Source organism: Pedobacter sp. AJM (assembly GCF_002197755.1).
Classification (GTDB): Bacteria; Bacteroidota; Bacteroidia; order Sphingobacteriales; family Sphingobacteriaceae; genus Pedobacter.
Genome location: NZ_NHOT01000006.1, coordinates 1 through 23,193, shown reverse-complemented (window position 1 = coordinate 23,193; position 23,193 = coordinate 1). Strand labels below are relative to the sequence as shown.

Annotated in this window: 14 protein-coding genes and 1 riboswitch; of the genes, 6 read left to right on the top strand and 8 right to left on the bottom strand. The window is 39.1% G+C overall.

Translation table 11 applies throughout. The features are described from left to right. Window position 1 precedes the first annotated feature (1 nt). Entirely contained in the window at window positions 2-3,175 is a 3,174-nt protein-coding gene (locus tag CBW18_RS13395; RefSeq protein ID WP_088301854.1) for a SusC/RagA family TonB-linked outer membrane protein, read from the bottom strand. 347 nt (window positions 3,176-3,522) lie between these two features. After that, window positions 3,523-3,628: riboswitch (SAM riboswitch) on the bottom strand. Window positions 3,629-3,762: 134 nt separating this feature from the next. Between CBW18_RS13395 and CBW18_RS13390 the strand changes: the two genes are divergently transcribed. Both CBW18_RS13390 and CBW18_RS13385 read left to right on the top strand, forming a co-directional pair. After that, complete coding sequence (locus CBW18_RS13390) at window positions 3,763-5,025, top strand: peroxiredoxin (protein WP_172406530.1); 1,263 nt, start codon at window positions 3,763-3,765, stop codon at window positions 5,023-5,025. Window positions 5,026-5,131: 106 nt separating this feature from the next. Then, the gene (locus CBW18_RS13385; protein ID WP_088301852.1) at window positions 5,132-7,714 is read left to right on the top strand and encodes an alpha-L-arabinofuranosidase C-terminal domain-containing protein; all 2,583 of its coding nucleotides are present in this window, start codon (window positions 5,132-5,134) and stop codon (window positions 7,712-7,714) included. A 219-nt stretch (window positions 7,715-7,933) separates the two neighbouring features. Here the strand turns inward: CBW18_RS13385 and CBW18_RS13380 are convergent, their stop codons facing one another. Genes CBW18_RS13380 through CBW18_RS13370 form a run of 3 tightly spaced genes read right to left on the bottom strand, consistent with a single transcriptional unit; the run spans window position 7,934 to window position 12,545 of the window. Then, on the bottom strand, window positions 7,934-10,387 hold the full coding sequence (locus CBW18_RS13380) for an outer membrane beta-barrel family protein (RefSeq protein WP_088301851.1): 2,454 nt from the start codon (window positions 10,385-10,387) through the stop codon (window positions 7,934-7,936). 45 nt (window positions 10,388-10,432) lie between these two features. Then, window positions 10,433-12,187 carry a PspC domain-containing protein gene (locus tag CBW18_RS13375; RefSeq protein ID WP_088301850.1) on the bottom strand — a complete coding sequence of 585 codons (1,755 nt, stop codon included), beginning with the start codon at window positions 12,185-12,187 and terminating at the stop codon, window positions 10,433-10,435. A gap of 13 nt (window positions 12,188-12,200) precedes the next feature. Continuing rightward, entirely contained in the window at window positions 12,201-12,545 is a 345-nt protein-coding gene (locus tag CBW18_RS13370) for a PadR family transcriptional regulator (protein WP_029282550.1), read from the bottom strand. A 369-nt stretch (window positions 12,546-12,914) separates the two neighbouring features. Here CBW18_RS13370 and CBW18_RS13365 point away from each other — a divergent pair, with 369 nt between their 5' ends. The 4 genes from CBW18_RS13365 (at window position 12,915) to CBW18_RS21420 (ending at window position 19,781) form a co-directional block, all read left to right on the top strand. Further along, entirely contained in the window at window positions 12,915-14,363 is a 1,449-nt protein-coding gene (locus tag CBW18_RS13365; RefSeq protein WP_088301849.1) for an amino acid permease, read from the top strand. A 233-nt stretch (window positions 14,364-14,596) separates the two neighbouring features. Continuing rightward, entirely contained in the window at window positions 14,597-17,674 is a 3,078-nt protein-coding gene (locus CBW18_RS13360; RefSeq protein ID WP_172406529.1) for a TonB-dependent receptor, read from the top strand. 11 nt (window positions 17,675-17,685) lie between these two features. After that, window positions 17,686-19,344: a RagB/SusD family nutrient uptake outer membrane protein gene (locus CBW18_RS13355; RefSeq protein WP_088301847.1), complete on the top strand. Its 1,659-nt coding sequence runs from the start codon at window positions 17,686-17,688 to the stop codon at window positions 19,342-19,344. A gap of 272 nt (window positions 19,345-19,616) precedes the next feature. Beyond that, window positions 19,617-19,781, top strand: coding sequence for a hypothetical protein (locus tag CBW18_RS21420; RefSeq protein ID WP_172406528.1), 165 nt, complete (start codon window positions 19,617-19,619; stop codon window positions 19,779-19,781). A gap of 14 nt (window positions 19,782-19,795) precedes the next feature. Here CBW18_RS21420 and CBW18_RS13350 read toward each other — a convergent pair whose 3' ends face one another. The 4 genes from CBW18_RS13350 to CBW18_RS13330 all read right to left on the bottom strand — a co-directional run bounded on the left by CBW18_RS13350 (window position 19,796) and on the right by CBW18_RS13330 (window position 22,916). Continuing rightward, the gene (locus CBW18_RS13350; RefSeq protein WP_088302008.1) at window positions 19,796-20,692 is read right to left on the bottom strand and encodes an NAD(P)/FAD-dependent oxidoreductase; all 897 of its coding nucleotides are present in this window, start codon (window positions 20,690-20,692) and stop codon (window positions 19,796-19,798) included. A 66-nt stretch (window positions 20,693-20,758) separates the two neighbouring features. Beyond that, window positions 20,759-21,388, bottom strand: a complete 630-nt coding sequence (locus tag CBW18_RS13345) for a class I SAM-dependent methyltransferase (RefSeq protein ID WP_088301846.1) — start codon at window positions 21,386-21,388, stop codon at window positions 20,759-20,761. A gap of 66 nt (window positions 21,389-21,454) precedes the next feature. Further along, on the bottom strand, window positions 21,455-22,366 hold the full coding sequence (locus CBW18_RS13340) for a UbiA family prenyltransferase (protein ID WP_088301845.1): 912 nt from the start codon (window positions 22,364-22,366) through the stop codon (window positions 21,455-21,457). A gap of 265 nt (window positions 22,367-22,631) precedes the next feature. Beyond that, entirely contained in the window at window positions 22,632-22,916 is a 285-nt protein-coding gene (locus CBW18_RS13330; RefSeq protein WP_088301844.1) for a GIY-YIG nuclease family protein, read from the bottom strand. Window positions 22,917-23,193 lie beyond the last annotated feature (277 nt).

Genomic DNA, 23,193 nt, shown 5'->3' with positions numbered 1-23,193 from the left:
ATTAAAATTTGATGTTCAGGTTAATTCCGTAAGTACGTGTGGTTGGGTTAGAGAGGCTCTCCAAACCCTGTCCGTTACCGGTATTAAAAGCAACTTCCGGATCAATATCTTCAACATTGCGGTGAAGGATTGCCAGATTTCTACCCACTAATGCAACCGATACACCTTGCAAATTCAGTGATTTGATCCATTTTGCAGGCAAATTGTAGCTCAGTTTAATTTCACGAAGTTTCACATAAGAGGCATCAAAAATATTGGCCTCATCTATCGTTCTGAACGATTTGTAATAAGTTTGTGCGGAGAGAATTTTTTCATTCGGTTTGCCATCCGCGGTTACCCCATCAAAGATCATCCCGTCATCATAAACGGTTGCTCCTGCCGGCGCATTTGCTCCACTAGCTAACCTAACCGCGCCGTTTGCCTTTAAATTTTCTGGGTAGTAATAAGAAATACCGCCGAATTCTGCACCTCTCCCAGGCAATGTAGATGCTAAAACACCGGTATAAGTACCTGTAGAATAAGTACCGTTATAAATAGAACCACCGAAACTGGCGTCGATCAACACGCCTAAACTAAAGCTTTTGTAGCTAAAAGTATTTGAAATTCCGCCAATCCAATCCGGTGTATATTTCCCTAAAACTCTTTTGGTCGGGTCGGTTTGTGGTGCACCTGTAGCATTTACCAAAATATTACCATTCCCATCTCTTAAAAAAGCATTGCCAAAAAGTGTTCCGTAAGGTTGACCAACAGTCGCAATTACCTGTGCAGAATTGGTTGCCACCACATAATTTTGCAGTAAACCTTCCTGATCCAATTCCACCACCTTACTTCTGTTTGCCGCATAGTTGATATCAATATCCCAGGTAAATTGTTTTTTCACCGGCGTAATACCCAGCTGAACTTCAATACCCTTGTTATTTATTTTTCCGGCATTTATATTTTTCGATCTGAAACCTGTACTCGGACTCACATCTACATTTAAAATCTGATTGTAACTGTTCGTATTATATACACTGATATCAAAACGAAGTCGCTTGTTAAACAAAACAGCTTCGGCACCTAGCTCTGATGAAGTGGTGGTTTCAGATTTTAGATTCGGATCGAAATCTGTTCCGGACGGACTAAGCTGCGGACTTGCTCCAAACGGTGCAGAGAAACTGTAAGTATTGGTTAAACGATAAGGTGAGGTGTCCTTACCTACCTTAGACCAGCCACCACGTACTTTTGCGTAATCCAGCACCTCGCTTTTGATATCAAAAGCTTCAGTGAGCACTAAACTACCGTTGAAAGACGGATAAAAGTAGGAGCGGTTTTGAGCGGGCAAGGTGGATGACCAATCATTACGGGCCGTAATATTGGCAAAAAGGTAATTCCTAAAACCAATCTGACCGGATGCATAACCACTGTAAGACTTTAACTTACTGTAATTATTAGATGAGGTTAAGGGATCTCTGGAATTGTTTAACGTATACAATCCGGCAACAGCCAAACGGGGTGCACTTTGATCATTTTGTTCGATATAACTGGTCCGGATATTACCACCAAGCAACACATCTAAGCTAAAATCATCATTTAATTGCTTGGTATAATTTAATGTCGCATCCGTATTGTTTTCATTTACCGTAAAGGCACTTTCGGTATATGATCCAAATGGCGTTCCGTTAGTACCGTAGGCAATTTTAATTTTTCGGCGATCATTGTAATAATCTGTTCCTGTACGGAAATTGAAGTTCAATCCGTCAATAATTTCGTAGTTTAAACCTATACTTCCAATTAAACGGTTCCTGTTTTGAGACACCGTATTCTCATAAGCCACCCAATAAGGATTGCTGTAATAACTGTTGTTCCAATTGAAAGTATTGCCATTCTCATCCAGGTAATTTTTCAATTGATTGATATCAACCTGTCTGCCAAACCACGCAAACTGCAACATGGTACTGGTTGATCTTGATCCGCCCGTTCCAGGCAGGTTATCGGCACTAAGTTTACTATAATTGGCATTTGCCGTGATGGTGAGTTTAGGTGTTAAACGCAAAGTAGTATTCAAGGTGAATGAGTTTTTACCCTGACCTGAATTGGGTACGATACCGACCTGCTTAAGGTTGTTATAAGATAACCGGTAATCGAATTTCTCTCCTGCATCCTCAATTGAAATACCATTTGTTAAGGAGTAACCTGTTTGGAAGAAATCCCTTACGTTATCCGGATGGGCCACAAAGGGCACTGCTACACCTTTCGAAAAGAACTGCGGAATCAACCTGCCATCCATTCTGGGCCCCCAGCTTTCATCAACCCCATCATTTACGCCGGCACCTTTTCCATCCACATAGCTGAATTTACCTTCCGATCCCTGTCCGAATACATCCTGATATTTTGGTAAGGTTAATATACTTTCGATCACGCCATTCGAGTTTAAAGAAATACCCAAACCTTTTTTAGATTTTCCTGATTTTGTTTTAATGATAATCACACCTGCTGCTGCCCTTGAACCATATAAAGCGGCCGCATTGGGACCTTTTAACACACTGATGGATTCGATATCATTAGGGTTAATATCTGAAATGGCATTGGCGTAATCTCTCGCCCCCGCCGAATTAAGCTGTGAATTATCTACCGGAATCCCATCTACAACAAAAAGAGGCTGATTATTTCCGGCAATAGAAGTTTCCCCTCTAATCACCACACGGGAAGATCCCATATCACCCTGGCTATTGGTTACCCTTACCCCGGCTACTTTACCGGCAAGTGCATTTACCAGATTGGTTTCCCGCGCTTCAGTTAAACTTTCCCCTTTTAATTCCTGAACGGCATAACCTAACGATTTTTTCTGTTTAGTGATACCTAAAGCCGTTACCACCACTTCATCTAATGCATTTTCCCCATCACTTAAGGTTACATTTAATGCATTCGAACTTTCGGTAACCACCACTTCCTTAGTTGTAAAACCAATATAAGAGAAAACCAATGTACCTTTTCCATTAATTGTAATGCTGAATGCGCCACTATTATTGGTGGTTACGGCTTGTTTGGTTTCCTTAACAAATACTGAAACTCCGGGCAATGTTTCTCCTGAAGCACTTTTAACCGTACCGGAAATACTGATGTTTTGGGCATGCACGAGTGACGAAAGCAAGAGCAAGCATACGATTGCCAACAGCTTAATTTTTTTGAACATAATCAATTTATTAATAATGAGATGAATGAAGGATGTAAAAATCAGGGCAAAGCAATTCCACTTCGCTTACCGGCGAATTTTTTACAAACGTGAATACTTAATGATTTAAATTACTGGGTTTGGTATTTATAGCCTCATACAGCAACAAATACCCTCACGCATTCGAAGACTTAAAAAGGTTTTTAAATGCCCTGATTGAGTAGATTGTTTTTTGTTAGTTTTTTCCATCAAATTGTTTTTAACGATATACCTTATACTTAGCATTTCCGGTGAAGCTGATTTACAAAAAAAGCACGCCCGTAAAATCAGGAGTGCTCTCATATAATATTAATACTTTGCATTCAACTGACTTAACTTACCCAAATTACTTCGGGATGGAATTAGCACCATATCCAATTCAGGCTGGTTGCTAAGGTTTCACAGGGCCATTCCCTCCACCTTTCTTGATAAGCATTTTAAAATAACTGCGGCAAAGATAATATAAAAATCATAATGACTACAAATTCTATAGATTTTATTGAAAATATTTTTTCCATGCTTTTATGATGCTTACATTTGTCTCGTTATCAATAGATCTCAAATATCACATGAATATAAAATCATTACTATTTCTGCTACCGGCTTTTATGTTGTCGCAGACTTTACAAGCACAGACACAGAAAAAACAATCAGCTACTGCCCATAAATTAACCACATCCTTTGTTCCGAACGGCAAATGGCGGGGTGTGTTTGAAATTAAACCTGGGGTTGAAGTTCCCTTTAATTTTGAAATTACCAAAAGCGATGCTAAGCCTCATTTGATCTTTTTGAATGGTGAAGAACGCTTTGATGGTGGCGTGGTTAAACAAACTGCAGATTCCATTCTGGTTGCGTTGGATCAGTTTGACAATGAACTTGCCTTCAAAATTACAGGTGATTCTCTGGTTGGAACGCTTAGGAAACAAGGTGGCTCCGGTAAACCTTTGGCCGTAAATGCCAGCAGGGGGAATCCATATCGTTTCAAACCTAATGGTAAAAATGCTGCAGCTGATTTCTCTGGCAAATATGATATCACTTTTAAATCGCCTACCGGAAAAGATGAAAATGCAGTCGGACTATTTAAACAAACTGGTAATAAAATTACCGGCACTTTTTTAAGGGTAACGGGCGATTCACGTTACCTGGAAGGAATAGTGGAAGGCAATGATTTTTATTTATCCAGCTTTATTGGCTCTAGTCCATCCTATTACAAAGGAAGTTTTTCAAAAGACGGAACCATAACAGGAGAAACGGTGAGCGCCAGGGGAAATACACCCTTCACAGGCAAACAAAATCAAAACGCGGCCTTACCTGATGCCTATAAATTAACCTTTTTAAAGGATGGATACAAAACACTTGATTTCTCCTTTCCGGATGTAAACAGGAAAAAGGTATCGCTCAGCGATGAGAAATTTAAAAATAAGGTGGTCATTCTTACCATTACAGGTACCTGGTGCCCAAATTGTGTAGATGAGGCTTCTTTTATTGCACCCTGGTACAAGGAAAACCGTCATCGTGGCGTTGAAGTTATCGGCATTCATTATGAAAGACAACTGGATTCAGCCTACGTGCGGAAGGCCTTAACCCGGTTCAGGGATAAGTTTGATATCCAATATGATCAGGTAATTGCTGGCACACCCGATAAAAAAATAGTATCTGAATCTTTACCAGCCCTGAATAATTTCATCTCTTTCCCAACCACCATCATCATTAATAAAAAAGGAGAAGTGGCTCAGATTCATACGGGTTACAGCGGACCAGCAACCGGCCAATATTATACCGATTTTGTAAAGGAGTTTAATGCTGAAATAGATGGATTGCTGAAAGAATAGTTTGAATAATTACATCGTAATTAAATAAATACAAAATAATAATCGTTAAACCAACGATTATTATTTATTTTGGTCTTCGCATTTCCAACCAAATAGCTGCAGACCCATGAAGTTTTATCTTAGATTCTACGTTTTATTTGCTATACTTTTTACTGCCACAGCCAGTTTAATGGCCAAAGAAAATAAGTTAACGGATGAGCCGGATTCTGCCTATCTGTTTGCTTACAATGTCAATGGCTTGCGCTTTGCCTGGAGTCGTGATCAGACCAACTGGACACCAATCGGCAAGGATTACCTGTTTTTGAAAAGCGATTATGGCAGGTGGGGAAGTGAAAAAAAAATGATTTCCCCCTATGTCATCAGGGGAAGAAATGATGAATGGGTTTGTGCGTGGGAATTAAATGATCAGACCAATCAGTTTGCCATAGCCACTTCCAAAAACTTAATCAACTGGGGGCCCCAGCATTATCCATATGTTGCCATGGGGAAAAATGTATTAAAGCCTGTTGTTGATTATAACCAGCTGAAAGATGAATATTCCATCACTTATGCTGATGTGGAAGGCAAGCATTTCCAAACCAGAACGAAGGATTTTATTACTTATGAAAAAGCTGTTGAAGTCCCGTTATCCGCATTTAATGCTGAGGATAAAACAGCAAATATTTCTGGTCATACCATTGGGCAATCTCATTATGTGGCCTGGTCAGTAATCAAGGACCTTCAAAAAGCCTATGATTTGCAGCAATATAAAGCCCGCCAAAACAGTGAAACAACCAAAGATGATACACAAAGATTTGCTGGATTAAAACCGGTTGATGCTAAAATTACCATTGATTCAAAAGGTGCAAAAGCCATCAGTAATATGCTTACCGGTATATTTTTTGAAGATATTAATTATGCTGCAGACGGAGGCCTTTATGCAGAATTGATTCAGAACAGGGGATTTGAATATCAACCCAGCGATAAATCTTTCCATGATAAAAACTGGAACAGCACTTTTGCATGGAAGTTAAAAGGAGATCAAAGCACTTTCACCGTTGATTCAATTGCACCCGTTCATCAAAATAATCCACACTATGCGGTGCTGGATGTTAAAGTTGCCGGTGCTGCATTAAGCAATACGGGTTTTGACGGAATAGCGGTAAAAAAAGGAGATGCTTATCTTTTCTCTGCTTTCAGTAAGCAATTGGCTGGTCGTATTTCTGGTTTTGAAGTGCGTTTAGTTAGTGATACAAAGGGTATTCTAGCTAAAATTACTTTAAAAAATACCACTTCATGGAAAAAGGTGAGTGGTACCTTCTATCCATCAGCAGATGCGACAGATGCCAGACTGGAAATCATGCCGCTTACTGCCGGAAAATTTGCTTTTGATATGGTTTCTTTATTTCCGCAGAAAACTTTCAAGGGGCATCAAAATGGCTTAAGGGCTGATCTTGCCACATTAATTGCCGATATTCATCCTAAATTTGTTCGCTTTCCTGGCGGATGTTTAGCACACGGGGATGGTATTCAGAACATTTACAAATGGAAAAACACCATTGGTGCTTTAGAAACCAGAAAACCAGACCGCAACCTTTGGGGCTATCACCAAACCATGGGATTAGGCTATTTCGAATACTTCCAGTTTTGCGAAGATATTGGTGCAGCACCTGTTCCGGTGATTGCCGCAGCAGTACCTTGCCAGAATTCGGGCACTGGCGGTGGTGGCCAGCAGGGCGGTATCCCGATGGAAGAGATGGATCAGTACATTCAGGATATTGTAGATTTAGTGGAATATGCCAATGGCGATGTACATACCACATGGGGTAAAAAAAGAGCTGAAGCAGGTCACCCGAAACCCTTTAATTTAAAGTACATCGGGATTGGAAATGAAGACCAGATTACCCAGGTGTTCAAAGAACGCTTTACCATGATTTATCAGGCACTGCGAAAAAAGCATCCTGAAATTACGATTATTGGTACGGCAGGCCCATTTTTTGAAGGTACCGATTATGAAGAAGGCTGGAAAATTGCCGCCGACTTAAAGGTGCCAATTATTGATGAACATTATTATCAGTCGCCCGGATGGTTTATTAATAACCAAAACTTTTATGACCAGTACGATCGGTCAAAATCAAAAGTTTATTTAGGTGAATATGCGGCAAGTTTGCCCGGAGGAAATAAAACCAATCTGGAAACGGCGTTGGCTGAAGCCTTATATTTAACATCGCTGGAAAGAAACGGAGATGTGGTGAGCATGGCTTCTTACGCACCGCTGATTGCAAAAGAAGGACATACCCAATGGAATCCTGATTTAATTTATTTTAACAATAGCGAAGTAAAGCCAACAACGGGTTATTTCGTGCAGCAACTTTATGGAAATCATGCGGGCGATCAATATCTTCCCGGAGAAATAAAATTATCAAATGATCAGGATCAGGTGAGTAAAAGAATTGCCTTTTCGATAGTGAAGAACACACAAACTAACGAAATTTTCATAAAATTAGTTAACCTGTTACCTGTTGAAGTGAATACTACGCTGGATTTGGGTGGCCAGATTAAAAGTGATTATATGACTACGAAAACGGAAATTTCCGGTAATCCATCAGAGCGACTAATCAAGCCGATCACCTCAACGGTAAACTTAAAAGATGCACTAAAGCTTCCCGCTTATTCTTTTACCGTGCTGAAGATTAAATTGAATAAATAAAACTTAACAACATAATTCCCTGGGTGTCGCCCTCCTGAACTTGATTCAGGATCTTATCAAAATAGTTGCTGTTCAGAAATGAATCCGATAACTATCGGATCAGAATGACGCCAAATTCAGCATGACGATTCGTTTAACAGATCCCCCTTTTTAATGACTAACGATCTGAACTTACGACTTAAGACTCACGACTTAAGACTCCCAACTCAAAACTCAAACCTACCCCCCTGCCCGGTTTTTAATATCATCCGTAGCGGTATTTCTGGATCTTGCTGATTTCACATTTTGGTTACCGAAATTATAGCTGATGTTAAAAGATGCTCTTCTACTGATGTAATTATTCTGAACCCTTAAATTCACATTCTGATAATTCAAAGTGCCTTTCCAGTAATTGGTGGCGAAAATATCATCGATATTCAATTTTAATTTCAGGGCTTTATTCAGGAAGCTCTTTTGTACACCGGCGTTCAGTGCATACTGATAAATAATGGTTTTTTCCAATCCCCGTACTTTTGGCGAATTTAGCCAGAAATTGGTTTCGATGGTCCAGTTATGGGCCAGTGAAATGGAACTGGTGATGTTAAAATTATAAGATACCTTGCTCAATGCGAAAGGGGCTCCTTCTAAGTTGTTATCATTAAATTGATTATAAAAGAGGTTAAAATTATGTTGCAAATTCCACCATTTGGTAATGGCTAAAGGAAAATATAAGCCTGCAGAATAATACTGACCGCTACCAATATTCCCCTGACCAACAGTAACAATCCTGGTGCTATCATTTTGTGCCGTTTTACTATCTAGTATTAAATCTCTGATTTTTGAATACCCCAGAGAAAAAGATAGCCCGCTTTTATAACCATAGCTTATTTCAAAATTATTGGTAAACTGTGGTTTTAAATATGGATTTCCCTGTTCTATAGTGTAAGGATCCATATAAAAATTAAAAGGATTCAATTGCTGGTAATTGGGCCTGTCGATCCGTCTGCCATAGGTATAACGCAGGTTACTGCTTTCTGAGATTTTCTGATTAACAAAAATGGTTGGAAACAAAGACAAATATTTTTGATCTGATACCGTATTATTGGTAATTAAAGCACCATTTGCGTTTGTATATTCAGCCCTTAACCCAGCCTGGATTTGAAATTTCCCCAGATCTTTAGAAAGATTGGCATAAGCTGCATTAACCTTTTCTTTATAAATAAAATGATTGCTCTGGCCTACAATATTCTGCCAGTTATTATTTAAGAAAGCAGCAGATAAAAAATTGTTATCAGTTTTAACAAAACTGGTTTTTAAACCCGTCTCTAATTTGGTCGTTTTTGAAATCGGCCATGCAAAATCAGCTTTAGCGGCAAAAATATCGATATTGGTTTTGCTATCGTTTTTGATAATGGTTTGATTGTAAACGGTTCCGGCTTCATTAAAAAAATTGGTATTAAAATTTTCAAGTCCGGTATAATCAAACCCTGAATAATCGGCATCGAAATTTAAACTTGCCCCTTCTTTTTTAAATTCATGCTTGATGTTAAAATTTGCGCTATAGTTTTTATTGGGTGTATTGGCATCCGAATTTAAAATAAGCGAATTATTGCTCGCTACGCCAGACTGAACTTCATTAATAAAAGTCTGAGAAAAATTATCCAGTTTGCGGGTACTGGTATTGCCATCCAGCATGATGCCGATGGTTGTTTTTTCACTGGCATAATAATCTACGCCCAATTTAGCCGCTAACCTGGAACCTGTATATATTTTTTGAAAATTCTGGTTGAAAGCACTTTGTAAACCGCCAGAGTTTGTGGTTCTTTCTAAAAATAACTTTGAAAAGTTGTTACTTTTAGAAGCATTGGCATTGCTGTAAAAATTCCATTTTTCATTCCGGTTGTTGATGTTAAAATTCAGATCAGAACCATAAATATTTCTTGGTAAGTTTGCAATGAGGGCATTACGATAAGTTGATGAAATACTTCCATTGGTACCAAAGGCTTTATTCTTTTTCAATTTGATATTGATAATGCCTGCATTTCCTGCAGCATCATATTTAGATGAAGGATTTGTAATAATTTCTATGGTAGCAATTTGACTGCTGTTCAAGCTGTTTAAATAAACAGCTAAATCTGCACCTGATAAAAAGTTATTCTTTCCATCAATCATCACCATTACACCCGATTTATTATTTAACAAAATCTGGTCGTTTTGCTTATCCACCTGTACACCTGGTGCTTTCTCCAGAAGTTCTAATGCTGTACTTCCTGATGAAACAATACTATTTTCTATATTCAGCACTGTTTTATCGATCTGATGTTCAATAAAGGGTTTCTTACCGGATACACTCACTTCATTTAACTGCTTAGTTAAACTTTGAAGGGTTATAACGGGTATATTTAGATTATCATTCAACAAAAATTTATCGGTTCTCTTGGTTTTATATCCAACAATAGAAACTGATAAAATGTATATTCCTTCCTTTAGCTGATTCATTTCATAAGCACCATCTAAATTTGTTGCCACCGTTTTCACCACACTGGTATCCGGAAAATTCAAAAGTCTAACGATTGCAAACGGCACTGCAACAGCCTTTTCATCTATCACTTTACCTGTTATTTGAGGTGAATTTTGGGCAAAGGAAACCCCGCACACCATCAGGCATGTCATTAACGTAAATAATATTTTCATGGCTTTTTTAGCTTTTATTAAACTGTAGTGTAGCGGAGGTAAGTTTTAACGATATTTTTGATCTTCAGGTTTAATGCCCAGTTCTTCTTTCAATTCCCTGATTCTGTTTAGGATAGAATCCTGCTTGAGTGTATCAATAGGTTTATTTTTTTGCGAAAATTCTAAATCATGCAGTTCATCTTTAAGTTTTTGCTTATTTAGTGCCTCTTCTTTTAACTGAGCGATGCATTTCAGGCCATCCTCCGTCATGATCCAGGAAGTATAATCGTTTTTGTCGCCTTCCTTTTCGCCGCAATCCCAGGTTCCATAATTATTGACATACCTGTATGAATCTTCTTTTAAGATCACTTTTGTACCAACCGGAATTTCAAGCTGTAAGCGAACTTCCTGGTTTCTCCAAATGGTTCCCTTTCGGAGCTGAAAACGTGGATTAAAAACTATTGTCGAATCTTTTAGGCTGTATTTATAATCTATATTTTGAGCATTTTGTAAGGCACTTTGAAAAGTTTTACCCTGAGATTCGTATTTTTGTATCAGGCGTGTAGCATTTGTAGCACCTTTTTCAATGTCAATACGGATATTATTTGGCATCACGAAAGGTCCGTTTTCAAAATCATCAGTCACAATCTGGTTCTTGCTATTTGTGTTGATATGATAAGCAATACTATCTTCCTTACTGAAATATTTACTTTTATCAATGTCGATGATATAAGTTTTAGCGGATTTTAAATCAACCGTTTGCGTTAATTCTGCATGTTGCTTAAACTCAGAAGATATTTTTGCAGCCTGGTAACCAGCAATGGCCACACCACCTAACCAAATGATCAGTAGGGCAAAAGAAAGGGTTTTGTTGATGGCCTGTTTATTAAAAGCAACACGGATCGAAAATAACACAAGTGCTAAAACCGGAATAAACAATACAATAAAAGCACTGAACAAAATCATGCCCCTGTTTCCGTCGTTGATGATTGAAAATGGAAAAGTATCATAAATGCTGGAGTCCCAATAACCCTGAAAAGCTGCAGTAGTAATAATCAGCATGAGTAATATAAATGCACCGAATACAATGATAAAGCCGGCAATAACTTTAAATATAACTTTTCCTGTTCCTGATAAAAACCTGCCGATCCATTCAAAAAATTCGCCGATAACCATTCCGAAACGGGCTAATATGGGTTGAGCATGCCTGTTCACATCTCCTAAACGTTCTTTAACGGCCTGTAATTCTTCATCCAAATTCTTTTGAAAACCCTGTAAGTTTGCTGGTTCGCCTTTCATTTCCATTTTTTCCAAACGGGATGTTGCTTTAGGCATGATGATCCAGAGTATGGCATACACCAGAAATCCGAATCCGCCCAGAAAGGCCATGAGCAATACGGCAATCCTGATCCATTTCGCATCAGTATTTAGAAAATGGGCAATTCCTGAGCAAACACCAGCCACTACCCTGTCGTCCATATCCCGGTATAATTTCTTTTCGGCATATTGGTGCTGGTAAGCAGATTGTAAAACGGGTTCCTCTTCATTTTCCTCAACGTTATCAAAATCTTTAACGCGGCCCATTTGGCTTACTACATGTTGAACATCTGCAATGTCAACGACCTGTTTCTTCTGCTCCTGTAACTGCTCGGTTAATAATTCTGCAATACGGTTTTCGATGTCGGTTACAATCTCCAGATCGTCTGCATGATTGGCAAAATGTTGCTTAACTTCATTGAGATAAGCCTTTAAAATATCGTAGGCACTTTCTTCGATGTGAATAATCGTATTGCCTATATTGATGATGATGGTTTTTTCCATTTCCTTGTTTGCGTTATGAGGTTGTTGAATTGGCGCCGCTTTGCGATATGCCTACGGCATAGGCAAGTTCCTGCCAGGTTTGATCTAATTTTGATAAAATTTCCCGACCAACATCAGTTAAGGTATAATATTTTCGGGGCGGACCTGAGGTAGACTCTACCCAGTTGTAGCTTAATAAACCATTGTTTTTAAGCCGGGTTAATAATGGATAAAGTGTGCCCTCCACCACCAGCAATTTTGCCGAGCGCAATTCAGCAATAATATCAGAAGCATATATTTCGCCCCTTGAGATGATTGATAAAACACAGTACTCCAGAATTCCCTTCCGCATTTGCGTTTGCGTATTTTCTGCTATCATAATACAAAGATATATGTTTTATATTGTACTATGCAATACATAGTACTAAAATTAAGCAAAATTATTGCTTAAAATACTGACAATGAGATTATTATTTTTTTTATTAAAAAATTAGAGATAGCTTAATGGGTCGTTTATTAGTTGGATTTTTGGTGACTAAACGATTGGCTTAGTCTAATCGTGCAGTCTCAAAGCCGGAATTGCAACAGCACTTTGCGAGTATTTATACATCACTGAATTTATAATTTACAGACGATTGATCCCTTATATAGTCATCTAAACTTCGTTTATGGTTGAATTCAAAAACAAATTACTACAAATACGATAGAATTAATATTATTTGATAATTTTGCAACCTTAACTTGTTTCATGAAAAAATCGATTGCCAGCATTGTTGCTGAAGCAAACCAAAGTGGCGAAGGTACGCTTAAAAGAACTTTAGGCCCGGTTAACCTGATTTTAATCGGTGTGGGTTTAACACTTGGTGCAGGCCTGTTCTCTATTACAGGATTGGCTGCAGCCAATCATTCGGGTCCGGCAGTGACCCTTTCTTTTGTCATTGCCGCTTTGGGCTGCGGTTTTGCCGCACTTTGTTATGCAGAATTTGCATCTATGATTCCGGTTGCGGGAAGTGCTTACACCTACTCTTATGCCACCATGGGCGAACTTTTTGCCTGGATTATTGGCTGGGATCTGGTATTGGAATATTCCGTAGGTTGTGCTACGGTAGCCATTAGCTGGTCTCAATATTTAACGAAGTTTTTAGGAAGCCTGGGGCTTTTTCTTCCTCCACAACTTACCCTCTCTCCTTTCGAAACCGCAAAACTGGCAGATGGCTCAACAGTAAACGGAATCATTAATATTCCTGCAGCACTGGTTGTTGTTTTAATGACAGCGATTCTGATTCGTGGAACAAAAGGATCAGCCATTGTGAATGGCATTATTGTATTTTTAAAAGTTGGTGTGGTGCTGGTTTTCATTGCCCTGGGCTGGCAATATATTGATCCGGCCAATTATCATCCTTATATTCCTGAAAATACGGGTACTTTCGGGCAGTTTGGCTGGAGTGGTGTACTGCGTGGTGCAGGCCTTGTTTTCTTTGTATTTATTGGTTTTGATGCCGTTGCCGCATCTGCACAGGAAACTAAAAATCCAGGACGGGATTTGCCAATTGGAATTATTGGCTCGCTGGTGGTTTGTACCATACTTTTTGGCTTATTTGGTCATGTAATGACCGGTTTAGCCAATTATAAAGAATTTGCCAATAGTGGTGCACCAGTAGCAATTGCAATCGAAAAAACGCCTTACGGCTGGTTAAGTCAGGCCATCATTTTAGCGATTCTGATTGGTTATACTTCCGTAATCTTAATTGATTTAATGGCACAATCCAGAATGTTTTACTCCATTAGTAAAGATGGCTTATTGCCTAAAATGTTTTCTGATGTACATACGAAATTCAAAACACCCTGGAAATCAAACATCATCCTTTGTATGTTTATTGGGCTTTTTGCTGCATTCGTACCCATGAATGTAGTTGGAGAAATGACCAGCATCGGAACTTTGCTGGCATTTTTAATGGTTTGCGTTGGTATACTGATTTTACGTAAAACCAATCCGGAAGCCAAACGCCCGTTCCGGGTTCCTTTTGTTCCATTAATTCCTATCCTGGGCATTTTAACCTGTGTGGCCATGATGGTATTTCTTCCCTGGGAAACCTGGCTACGTTTAGCGGTTTGGTTGGTCATCGGACTTGTGATCTATTTCTGGTATGGCAAAAAGAACAGTAAACTGAATATCAATCCTGAAGAAAAAATTTAAAACGACGAAATACATCAACAATAAATACAGATTTACAATTCATTAAAATACAATTATACCTCTGATATTAACACAACAGAATAACACTTATTAGACATCATTTACGGGAACGATTGCACAGTTTTGAGTCGTATTATAGTTACGAATTGAATTTGGTTGGCTAAATTGTAAGCCATATAACCAAATATAATAGTCATACCAAAATGGCTATTTCAATTCTTAACCAAATAATCATGAAAAAAAAATTACTTTTTTTCGTCATTTCTTTCTTGTTCAGTACCGTTTTGATGGCACAAAGTCAAAAAATTTCTGGTAAGGTAGTAGATGAAAAGGGCGAAACATTAATCGGTGTATCCGTCAAAGTCAAAGGTGCTGCTATTGGCAGTTCAACAGATGTGAACGGGAACTTTTCATTTGATGCACCACCTAATGCTACATTGGTGTTCTCCTTTGTAGGTTATAACAATAAAGAAGTTGTTCTTGCGGGGCAGAAAACAATATCCGTTACTTTAACTGAAGCAGCTGGTCAGTTAAATGAATTGGTAGTGGTGGGTTATGGCACACAAAAGAAATCGCAGGTAGCCACTGCAGTGGGTAGCGTTCAGGGCGATGCGATTGCCGAAAGAGGAACAGTTAGTGCCTTACAGGCTGTTCAAGGTCAGGTTGCCGGAGTAGATATTTCTGCGGGTTCAGGCCGTGCAGGCGCAAATTTCAATGTTCAGATCAGGGGGCAGAACTCACTGGCGGGCGGACAGCCCCTTTTTGTTGTGGATGGTGTAATTGTTTCAGACATCAATTTCCTTAATCCACAAGATATTGCCAAAATGGACGTATTGAAAGATGCGGCCTCAACAGCCATTTACGGATCAAGAGGATCAAATGGTGTTGTACTGGTAACCACAAAAAATGGTGCAACCAATAAAAGCAGCGGAGCAACCATTTCTTATGATGGTTACGTAGGCATCAGAAAAGTTGCCCGAATGCCTGATTTTATGTCCGGAGAAGAATGGTGGGAATACCGCCAAAATACTTTCATCTCACCAGAACTCATCGCCGGCAGAACTTTTACCAATACCATTGGAAGTTTAGATAATCCAACGGTATTGCAAACGGTAGCCAATCATGATTATACCGACTGGAAAAGTTTGGTATTACAGGATGGTATTCAGGCTAACCACTGGATAACCGCTTCAGGCCGGAGCAGTAACAGTGATATTCAATATTTAATTGGTGCAGGCTATCAGAATGAAAAAGGGAATTTTTTACAGGACAATTTAAGTCGCTATAATTTTAAAGTAAATGTAGACGGAAAGATCAATAAAAGTTTTTCTGCCGGAATGAGCATTAACTTTTCATTTACCGAAACCGAACGTGGAAGTGATGATGCGGTAAGAAATGGCTTCAATATGGCTCCAATTTTCAAACCTTATGATGCCAATGGAAACCTGGTATTCAGACCAGGTCAAATTCCGGTTCCGGGATCGTCAGTTGTTTCCAGTTTTACCAGCGTGGTGAATCCACTTCTCGAAATTACCAATTCACAAAATAATACCAGAAGACATTTTGGAGTAGGTAATGTTTACCTTCAGTATGCCCCTGCAAGCTGGATTGATGTCCGGTCAACCTTTTCTCCGAGTGTAAACTTTGTCAGAAATGGCAGATATTGGGGTTCTTTAACGGGGGTTGGCGATGGATTACTACCGGATGCACAAAGGGTAAACCAGCAAACTCAATCTTATATTTTTGATAACGTGGTAAACATCCGTAAAAAAATCAAAGAGCACAATTTTGCTTTTACCGGTTTGTACAGCATGCAAAAAGACAGATTTGAAAGTGATACCACGAAGGTTAACGATCTGCCTTACAATTCTTCTTTTTACAACTTGGGCGCGTCTAACAACAGACAGTTATCTTCCAGTAATTTTAACCAGTTCTCCATTCTTTCCTTTTTAGCAAGAATAAACTATTCCTTTAGAGACAAATATTTTGTAACCCTCGCCAACCGATGGGATGGCTCATCCAAACTGGCTGAAGGCAATAAATGGTCGTCATTTCCATCAGCAGCCATTGCCTGGCAAATTTCAAGGGAATCTTTCATGCAAAACGCCTCGTTTGTATCTGATTTAAAACTGCGTTTTAGTGCCGGGGTGGCTGGCAACAACAATAACATCAGGCCGTACGAAACACAGATGAACCTGAGTGCACCCACCTATTACGATTTCGGCGGAACACCTGCCCTCGGTTATTCACCAAGCAGACTGCCCAATTCATCATTAACCTGGGAAAGAACACGTGAATTTGATTTAGGTATTGATTTTGGCTTCCTGAAAAATAGAATTTCCGGCTCCATTGATCTCTATGATAAATTATCGGAAGGTTTATTGCTTAACCGGGATTTACCACTCGAAACCGGCTATTCATCCATTAAAGACAATGTGGGTTCTGTAAGTAATAAAGGAATTGAGGTATCTTTAAGAACCATCAATATTTCTGCAAAGGATTTTACCTGGTCAACCTCATTCACCTTTGCCAGAAACAAAAATGCCATTATTGACCTCTTGAATAAAAAGCAGGATTTAGTCGGTAATTCCTGGTTTATCGGACAGCCGATCAATGTTAATTACCTCTATGTTTTTGACGGGATCTGGCAGGAAAGCGAACGTGCACTGGCCCTGACTTATGGCCAGCTGCCTGGCCAGGCCCGGGTAAAGGATTTAAATAACGACGGTAAAATCAGCAGCACAAACGACAGGCAGATTATTGGCCAGAAAGATCCAAAATGGACGGGCGGCTTTTCTACACAGTTCACCTATAAAGCTTTTGATTTATCTGCTTCACTTTTCGCCAGGCAAGGCATGCAGGTTTACAGTGCTTTCCACAGTGTTTTTACCCGCTACAACGACCGTGGAACCAATAAAATTTACAACGATTATTACATGCCTGCCAACGCTGTCACGCAGGGAAGAAGTTCCAATACTTACCCTCAGCCAAACAACATTGGTCCTTATTGGGATGGCATTACCGGTGTAGGCTATTATAAAGATATTTCATTTGTTAAAATACAGAACATCTCTCTAGGGTATACCCTTCCGGCCAAAATAATTGAAAAATTAAAAATCAAGAGTTTACGTGTATATGCCAATGTATTAAATCCATTTGTGTGGACCAATTACGATGGATTTGATCCGGAAAGTGCAAGTGGAATTGACCCTTCCATCACCACTGAACAAACCAACACAACCGTAGGAAACATTAACAATACCGGCCCAAGCACAATCACCTATCAATTTGGTGTTAACCTGAAATTTTAAACCGAGGTATCATGAAAAAACAGATCATACTATCCCTTTTAATTCTTGCCAGCTCATTTACGGGTTGTAAAAAATTTTTAGAAGAAGAAAACAAATCGAATATCACATCCAATGAATACTATGCCACTGCAGAAGGATATGAAAAATTAATTAACGCTACCTATGCTACACTTCGCAAAGTATACAGTTCGCCATATGTATTTTGTGCCGGAACTGACATGTATGTGGAAGGCAGAGATGCACAACCCGTGGGCATTAGTGAATATCAAAACCTGAATCCCGATAATGCGGAGGTAACGGCATTTTATACCAACACCTATTCTTCCATTCAGCTGTGTAATACTGCACTTTATTTCAATAGCAATACCGCATCCAGTGCAAATTTGTCCATTAGAAAAGGAGAAGTAAAATTTATACGGGCATACTATTATTTCCTGCTGGTACAATCTTTTGGCGGAGTGAGTTTGGTAACAGATCGCTTTGATACACCCATTGAGCAGTTTAAAAGAAACACTGCACAAGAGACATATGATTTTATTATCAGGGAAATGAATGAAGCACTTTCTTTGGTACCGGAAACAACTTCGGATTTTGGTCGTGTGACTAAAAAAGCTGTTCGCCATTACCTGGCAAAAGTATATTTAACCCGGGGCTATGAAGCATTTGGATCTGCGCAGGATTTTAGTACAGCAGCTACTTTCGCTGATGCTGCCATAGCTGGAAAAACCTTAACCACTTCCTTTGAAAATTTATTTTTCCCAGGTAATGAAAAAGATCCGGAAGTATTGTTTTCGATCCAATTTGATGCGGCTTCCTTGCCCACTGCTACCACCGGGGGAAATACACAGGCGGCATTTTTCGGGCCCTATCAGGGAGGCTCAGGAGGCGCACAAGGCTACCCTTACCGGGCATTTGTACTGGTACCTACGTTATACACTTTTAATACTTTCACCGAAAATGATGCACGTTTCGATGCCACATTTATGATTAAACTCTATCAGCGTTATTATGATTATTATGATAAAAGCACCGAAAGAGCCAACCTGAATATCCGGTTCTATTATAAACCAAAATGGGACACGACAACAGATGCAGATTGGCGTGCTGCAGATCCTACACGCCGGGCAACCACCACCATCATCCCTTATTCAAATGCCTGGCAGGCCGGCAGGAGCACCGTACTGGATAATGCCACACCATCGGTTAAGAAATTTGATGATCCAAAATCACAGTTTGGAGCGGCCACCAGTACACGTGATCTGTTTTTAGCCAGGTTAGGCGAAACTTATCTTGTTGCTGCCGAAGCTTATTTTAAAGCTGGAAATCTGGCATTGGCCACTGACCGGATAAATGAGGTAAGAAGAAGAGCTGCTAAAACAGGGAAAACCGCTGAAATGGCCATCACCCCAGCAAGTGTGAATATAGATTTCATTTTGGATGAACGCGCCAGAGAAATGGTGGGAGAATATGAAAGGTGGTTCGATTTAAAAAGAACAGGAACACTGGTAGAAAGGACCAGACTATACAACCGGGATATCAAAACCAACTGGTTTGATAAAGGCATTAATCCATTTGCCGGTGCTGGTGGTCAGTTGAAATTATTACGACCAATTCCGAGCAGGGCTATTGATCTCAATGGCGGACCTTTTGCGCAAAATCCAGGCTATTAATCCTACAAATTAACAATAACCTGAAATAAAAGCAGGTTATTGTTAATTATAAAAAAAGCAGGCGCAACTAATTATCCTACAACCTGATACAAAAACAGATGTGCATCTTATGCTATACACTACAATAAACCAGAAAATCACAAAAATGATACAATAACCTTTAAACAAGCAAGTTAGTTAACAAAAAATTGAAGTTATCCACATTTACACATATTCGGCGGTTTTTGGCTTAGGGTTTGTCTTAAAAGATATACCTATTAAAAACATTTCCCATGATTATTAAATTAGACACTTCCCTTTTCAGGATAGCCAGGCCAAAAGCAGAAACAGTTAGAAAAGTAGCAAATCCTATAACCAGAGCACAATGGATAACAGCCGATCGAATTGTTATGGCCGCTATGTTAGCAGTAGTAATTATCGGTGCCATTTTATTCTAGTTACCGATGGCATCTCAAAAATCTTCCGAAATCATTTCTTTATTGATCATGATTCCTGCTGATGTTCCGGCGGCAGTAATTATGGATAGCGACCGCATCAATGTGGTACAATCTCCTGCTGCATAAATTCCATTTGCGGTAGTCTGCTGCTGCTCATTCACTTTTATGGTATTGAATTCCGTAAGCTCAAAGCCCAGCTGGAGATCCAAATCCGTATGCTGCGAAACTTCTGCCCTTGCATAGAGCGCATTAAAGCTCAGTTTATTTCCTTCGGAAAATACAACATTTTTTAAAACACCATTTTCATGTTCAAGGGCTATAATTTCATCTTCAATAACTGCAATTGATTTAGACCGGAATTTTTCAGTTTGTGCTGCTGTAAGCTGAGATTTACCGTTGGTTAAAATAGTTAAATCCTTATTCCACAAATTAATGTTTTTGGCCATCTCGAAAGCATGATCACCATTCATCATTAAGCCAACCTTTTCATTTTTCACTTCATACCCATGGCAATAAGGGCAATGAATCACCGTAATTCCCCAGCATTCTGCAAATCCGCTGATATTAGGAAAAGAATCTTTCAATCCTGTTGCAATCAGTAATTTCCTGGCCGAGAATTCTTCTCCATTTTGAAGCGAGATCCTGAATTCACCGCATGATTTCCGAGCCGAAAAGACTTCTCCATTCTTAAACTGAACTGTAGGGTATTTTAACACCTCAGCCTTTGCCTGGGCAGCAATATCAGCCGGTCGATCGCCATCGTGAGTGAGAAAATTATGTGAATGCGGCGTTTGCCTGTTGCAGGGCTTACCTGCATCAACAATAAGCACTTTTCGGGTTGCCCTTCCTAAAGCCAGGGCCGCTGACAGGCCGGCATAACTTCCGCCAATAATGATTACATCAAAATCCATATCTAATTTTTTTACAAAAATCGAGATACCCATCATCAAAAGCAACTTTATTGCATTAAATAAATGTCATGATTTCTGATATACAGTTGCCATAATGAAGCTGCCATAATAAAATCGCCGCTCCCTGATCTTATACTTTTCCTTGATGAAGTATGGATGCATCTCTATTAAATGACTGGCCTCTACGATACGGATCAGTTTAAAAAATGAATACATCGCTTTCAGCAAGATGAATTTCCACCATTTGCCGTTTTGATTGTTTACTGAAAAATCTACAAAAAGCCACAGTCCATTGATCTTCAGGTGATGATGCAGGTCTTTAAAAATAGCAGATGCCTTTTCCACAGGAAAGTTATCAAACAAAAATGGGGTTAGCACGAGATCAAATTGCACATTGGTTTTGAAATCCTCAATGCCGGAATGAATAAATTTTACCTGGTTGTTTTTAATATCCCGCGTTTCTGAAAGCTTAATCATTTGTTCCGATATCTCTACATAAGTGATGCTTAAACCGGATGGATGAACCTTGGCAATTTCCTCTAAAATCCACCCGGTACCACCACCCACAATCAGCAGGGAAGCATTTGCCGGGATATAAGACAGTTGATTAACCTGTGCCTTCACCTGCGATTTCCAAAAAACCAGGCGACTTAAAACATCGTATTGACTGGCTATTTTATCGTAATTATTTGTCAATTGAGATCTGAATTAAAAAATTTATATTTTCCTGATCGAGAAGCCTTTCTTAGCTTTCCTCATTCGCTATTGAACAAACTGCATTCCCATCATACCACACAGGGCTTTGAACAGGATTAATCCATCAATGACCATCAGGTAATACAGGATATTTTTCCTCCTGTGCATAGAATAGGCAATATAAATGGTCAGCACAAAAGGCAATATATTACACAATACCTGTGGCAGACCAAATCCTTTATAGCTGGCAAAAATACTAAGAGAAATGAGTCCGATAATGAGCAGGGGAATTAAAATACTAAAGATCGTTTTGCGCAGGCCATAACGTACCACGAAGGTACGCAGGTGCCTGTTGGCATCTGTAGGATAATCTTTAATATCAAATATGATGGCATTTACGGTACAAAACATCCAGTTTTTGATAAAAAGCCATGTCCATAAAACAGAATCATGATAACCAACTCCCGTTTCAATTTTAAGCATAATCAGCGGCAACACATTGGCACAACATGCCCAAACGAAACCAATCACGAATGCTTTTAACCAACCTGTATTTCTAAGGTTAAATTTCAGGAATGACCGGGGTAGTAATCCATAATACAAAACTCCGGCAATAATGATAATGATAATGGCGAGCCAATAAATGGCCGGAAGATTTAAAATATGCTGATAATTTTGATTAAGCAGCTTTAGTGCAAGAAATATACAAAGCATGAAAAGTAACATCTGGCTCCATCCGATAATCTTTTTATGCTCGAAATACCACTGCGTTCTGGGATTCGTTGCAGAGGGCTGATTGGACACTTTATTGTATGCGTAGGTATAATAAATTGTCGGTGCTAAAAAAAGCAATAAATAATAATTTAAAGAATTAAAGGGAAGCCGCAACTGATAGGTAGCCTCAAGAGTTAAGGCCACAGCTAAAATGCCGACAAAGTAATTACCAAAAAAAATAAACCGGACTATTTTATTTAACATGAAATTGCATCATTTTCAGAGGCCAATTTCGGATATAAAACTGAATATATAACTGGAAAGTGGAAGATTCAGAAAATAAAATATTTTGGTCTAAAAAGTAAAATCAAGCCCGGATGGAATGCAAACCTAAAAAACAAAAAAGCCCCTCAGTTTCCTGAAAGGCTTAGTGTGGGAAATGAGGGGTTCGAACCCCCGACCCTCCCGACTGATAAAGTCGGGATGCACTGAACCAACTGAACTAATTTCCCTTTGATTATTTTGAAAGTCATCCTATCTTATCACCAATAGTATCAGGATTTGACAATACAGTTGTGTTAATTAAATTTATGATCATCCTTCTACTCTTCCAGCTTTTGATTTGTTTTTCTCTTTTAGCAGCATCAGATTTTTCAGTAAAAGATTGTACCCAAACAATTTGCCAGTCCCCTGTATGTCCGGTAAAGCCCGGATGATTTGTATTATGCTTTATAATTCTTGCTTTCAGATTAAATGTTGAACCTACGTAATATTTATTACGGGTTTGGGAATATAAAATGTATGCACAAAACATACATGAAGATATGGAAATTTAATAAAAAAAGCCGCTCAGTTTCCTGAAAGGCTTAGTGTGGGAAATGAGGGGTTCGAACCCCCGACCCTCCCGACTGATAAAGTCGGGATGCGCTGAACCAGCTGAGCTAATTTCCCTTTGATTATTTTGAAAGTTATCCTATCTTATCACCAATAATATCAGGATTTGACAATACAGTTGTGTTAATTAAATTTATGATCATCCTTCTACTCTTCCAGCTTTTGATTTGTTTTTCTCTTTTAGCAGCATCAGATTT

What these genes read in the sequence shown, in the direction of transcription:
- CBW18_RS13330 (WP_088301844.1), bottom strand. Translation starts at nt 22,916, where the DNA reads ATGTTTTGTGCATACATTTTATATTCCCAAACCCGTAATAAATATTAC.
- CBW18_RS21420 (WP_172406528.1), top strand. Translation starts at nt 19,617, where the DNA reads ATGATTATTAAATTAGACACTTCCCTTTTCAGGATAGCCAGGCCAAAA.
- CBW18_RS13390 (WP_172406530.1), top strand. Translation starts at nt 3,763, where the DNA reads ATGAATATAAAATCATTACTATTTCTGCTACCGGCTTTTATGTTGTCG.
- CBW18_RS13365 (WP_088301849.1), top strand. Translation starts at nt 12,915, where the DNA reads ATGAAAAAATCGATTGCCAGCATTGTTGCTGAAGCAAACCAAAGTGGC.
- CBW18_RS13355 (WP_088301847.1), top strand. Translation starts at nt 17,686, where the DNA reads ATGAAAAAACAGATCATACTATCCCTTTTAATTCTTGCCAGCTCATTT.
- CBW18_RS13350 (WP_088302008.1), bottom strand. Translation starts at nt 20,692, where the DNA reads ATGGATTTTGATGTAATCATTATTGGCGGAAGTTATGCCGGCCTGTCA.
- CBW18_RS13395 (WP_088301854.1), bottom strand. Translation starts at nt 3,175, where the DNA reads ATGTTCAAAAAAATTAAGCTGTTGGCAATCGTATGCTTGCTCTTGCTT.
- CBW18_RS13360 (WP_172406529.1), top strand. Translation starts at nt 14,597, where the DNA reads ATGAAAAAAAAATTACTTTTTTTCGTCATTTCTTTCTTGTTCAGTACC.
- CBW18_RS13380 (WP_088301851.1), bottom strand. Translation starts at nt 10,387, where the DNA reads ATGAAAATATTATTTACGTTAATGACATGCCTGATGGTGTGCGGGGTT.
- CBW18_RS13375 (WP_088301850.1), bottom strand. Translation starts at nt 12,187, where the DNA reads ATGGAAAAAACCATCATCATCAATATAGGCAATACGATTATTCACATC.
- CBW18_RS13370 (WP_029282550.1), bottom strand. Translation starts at nt 12,545, where the DNA reads ATGATAGCAGAAAATACGCAAACGCAAATGCGGAAGGGAATTCTGGAG.
- CBW18_RS13340 (WP_088301845.1), bottom strand. Translation starts at nt 22,366, where the DNA reads ATGTTAAATAAAATAGTCCGGTTTATTTTTTTTGGTAATTACTTTGTC.
- CBW18_RS13385 (WP_088301852.1), top strand. Translation starts at nt 5,132, where the DNA reads ATGAAGTTTTATCTTAGATTCTACGTTTTATTTGCTATACTTTTTACT.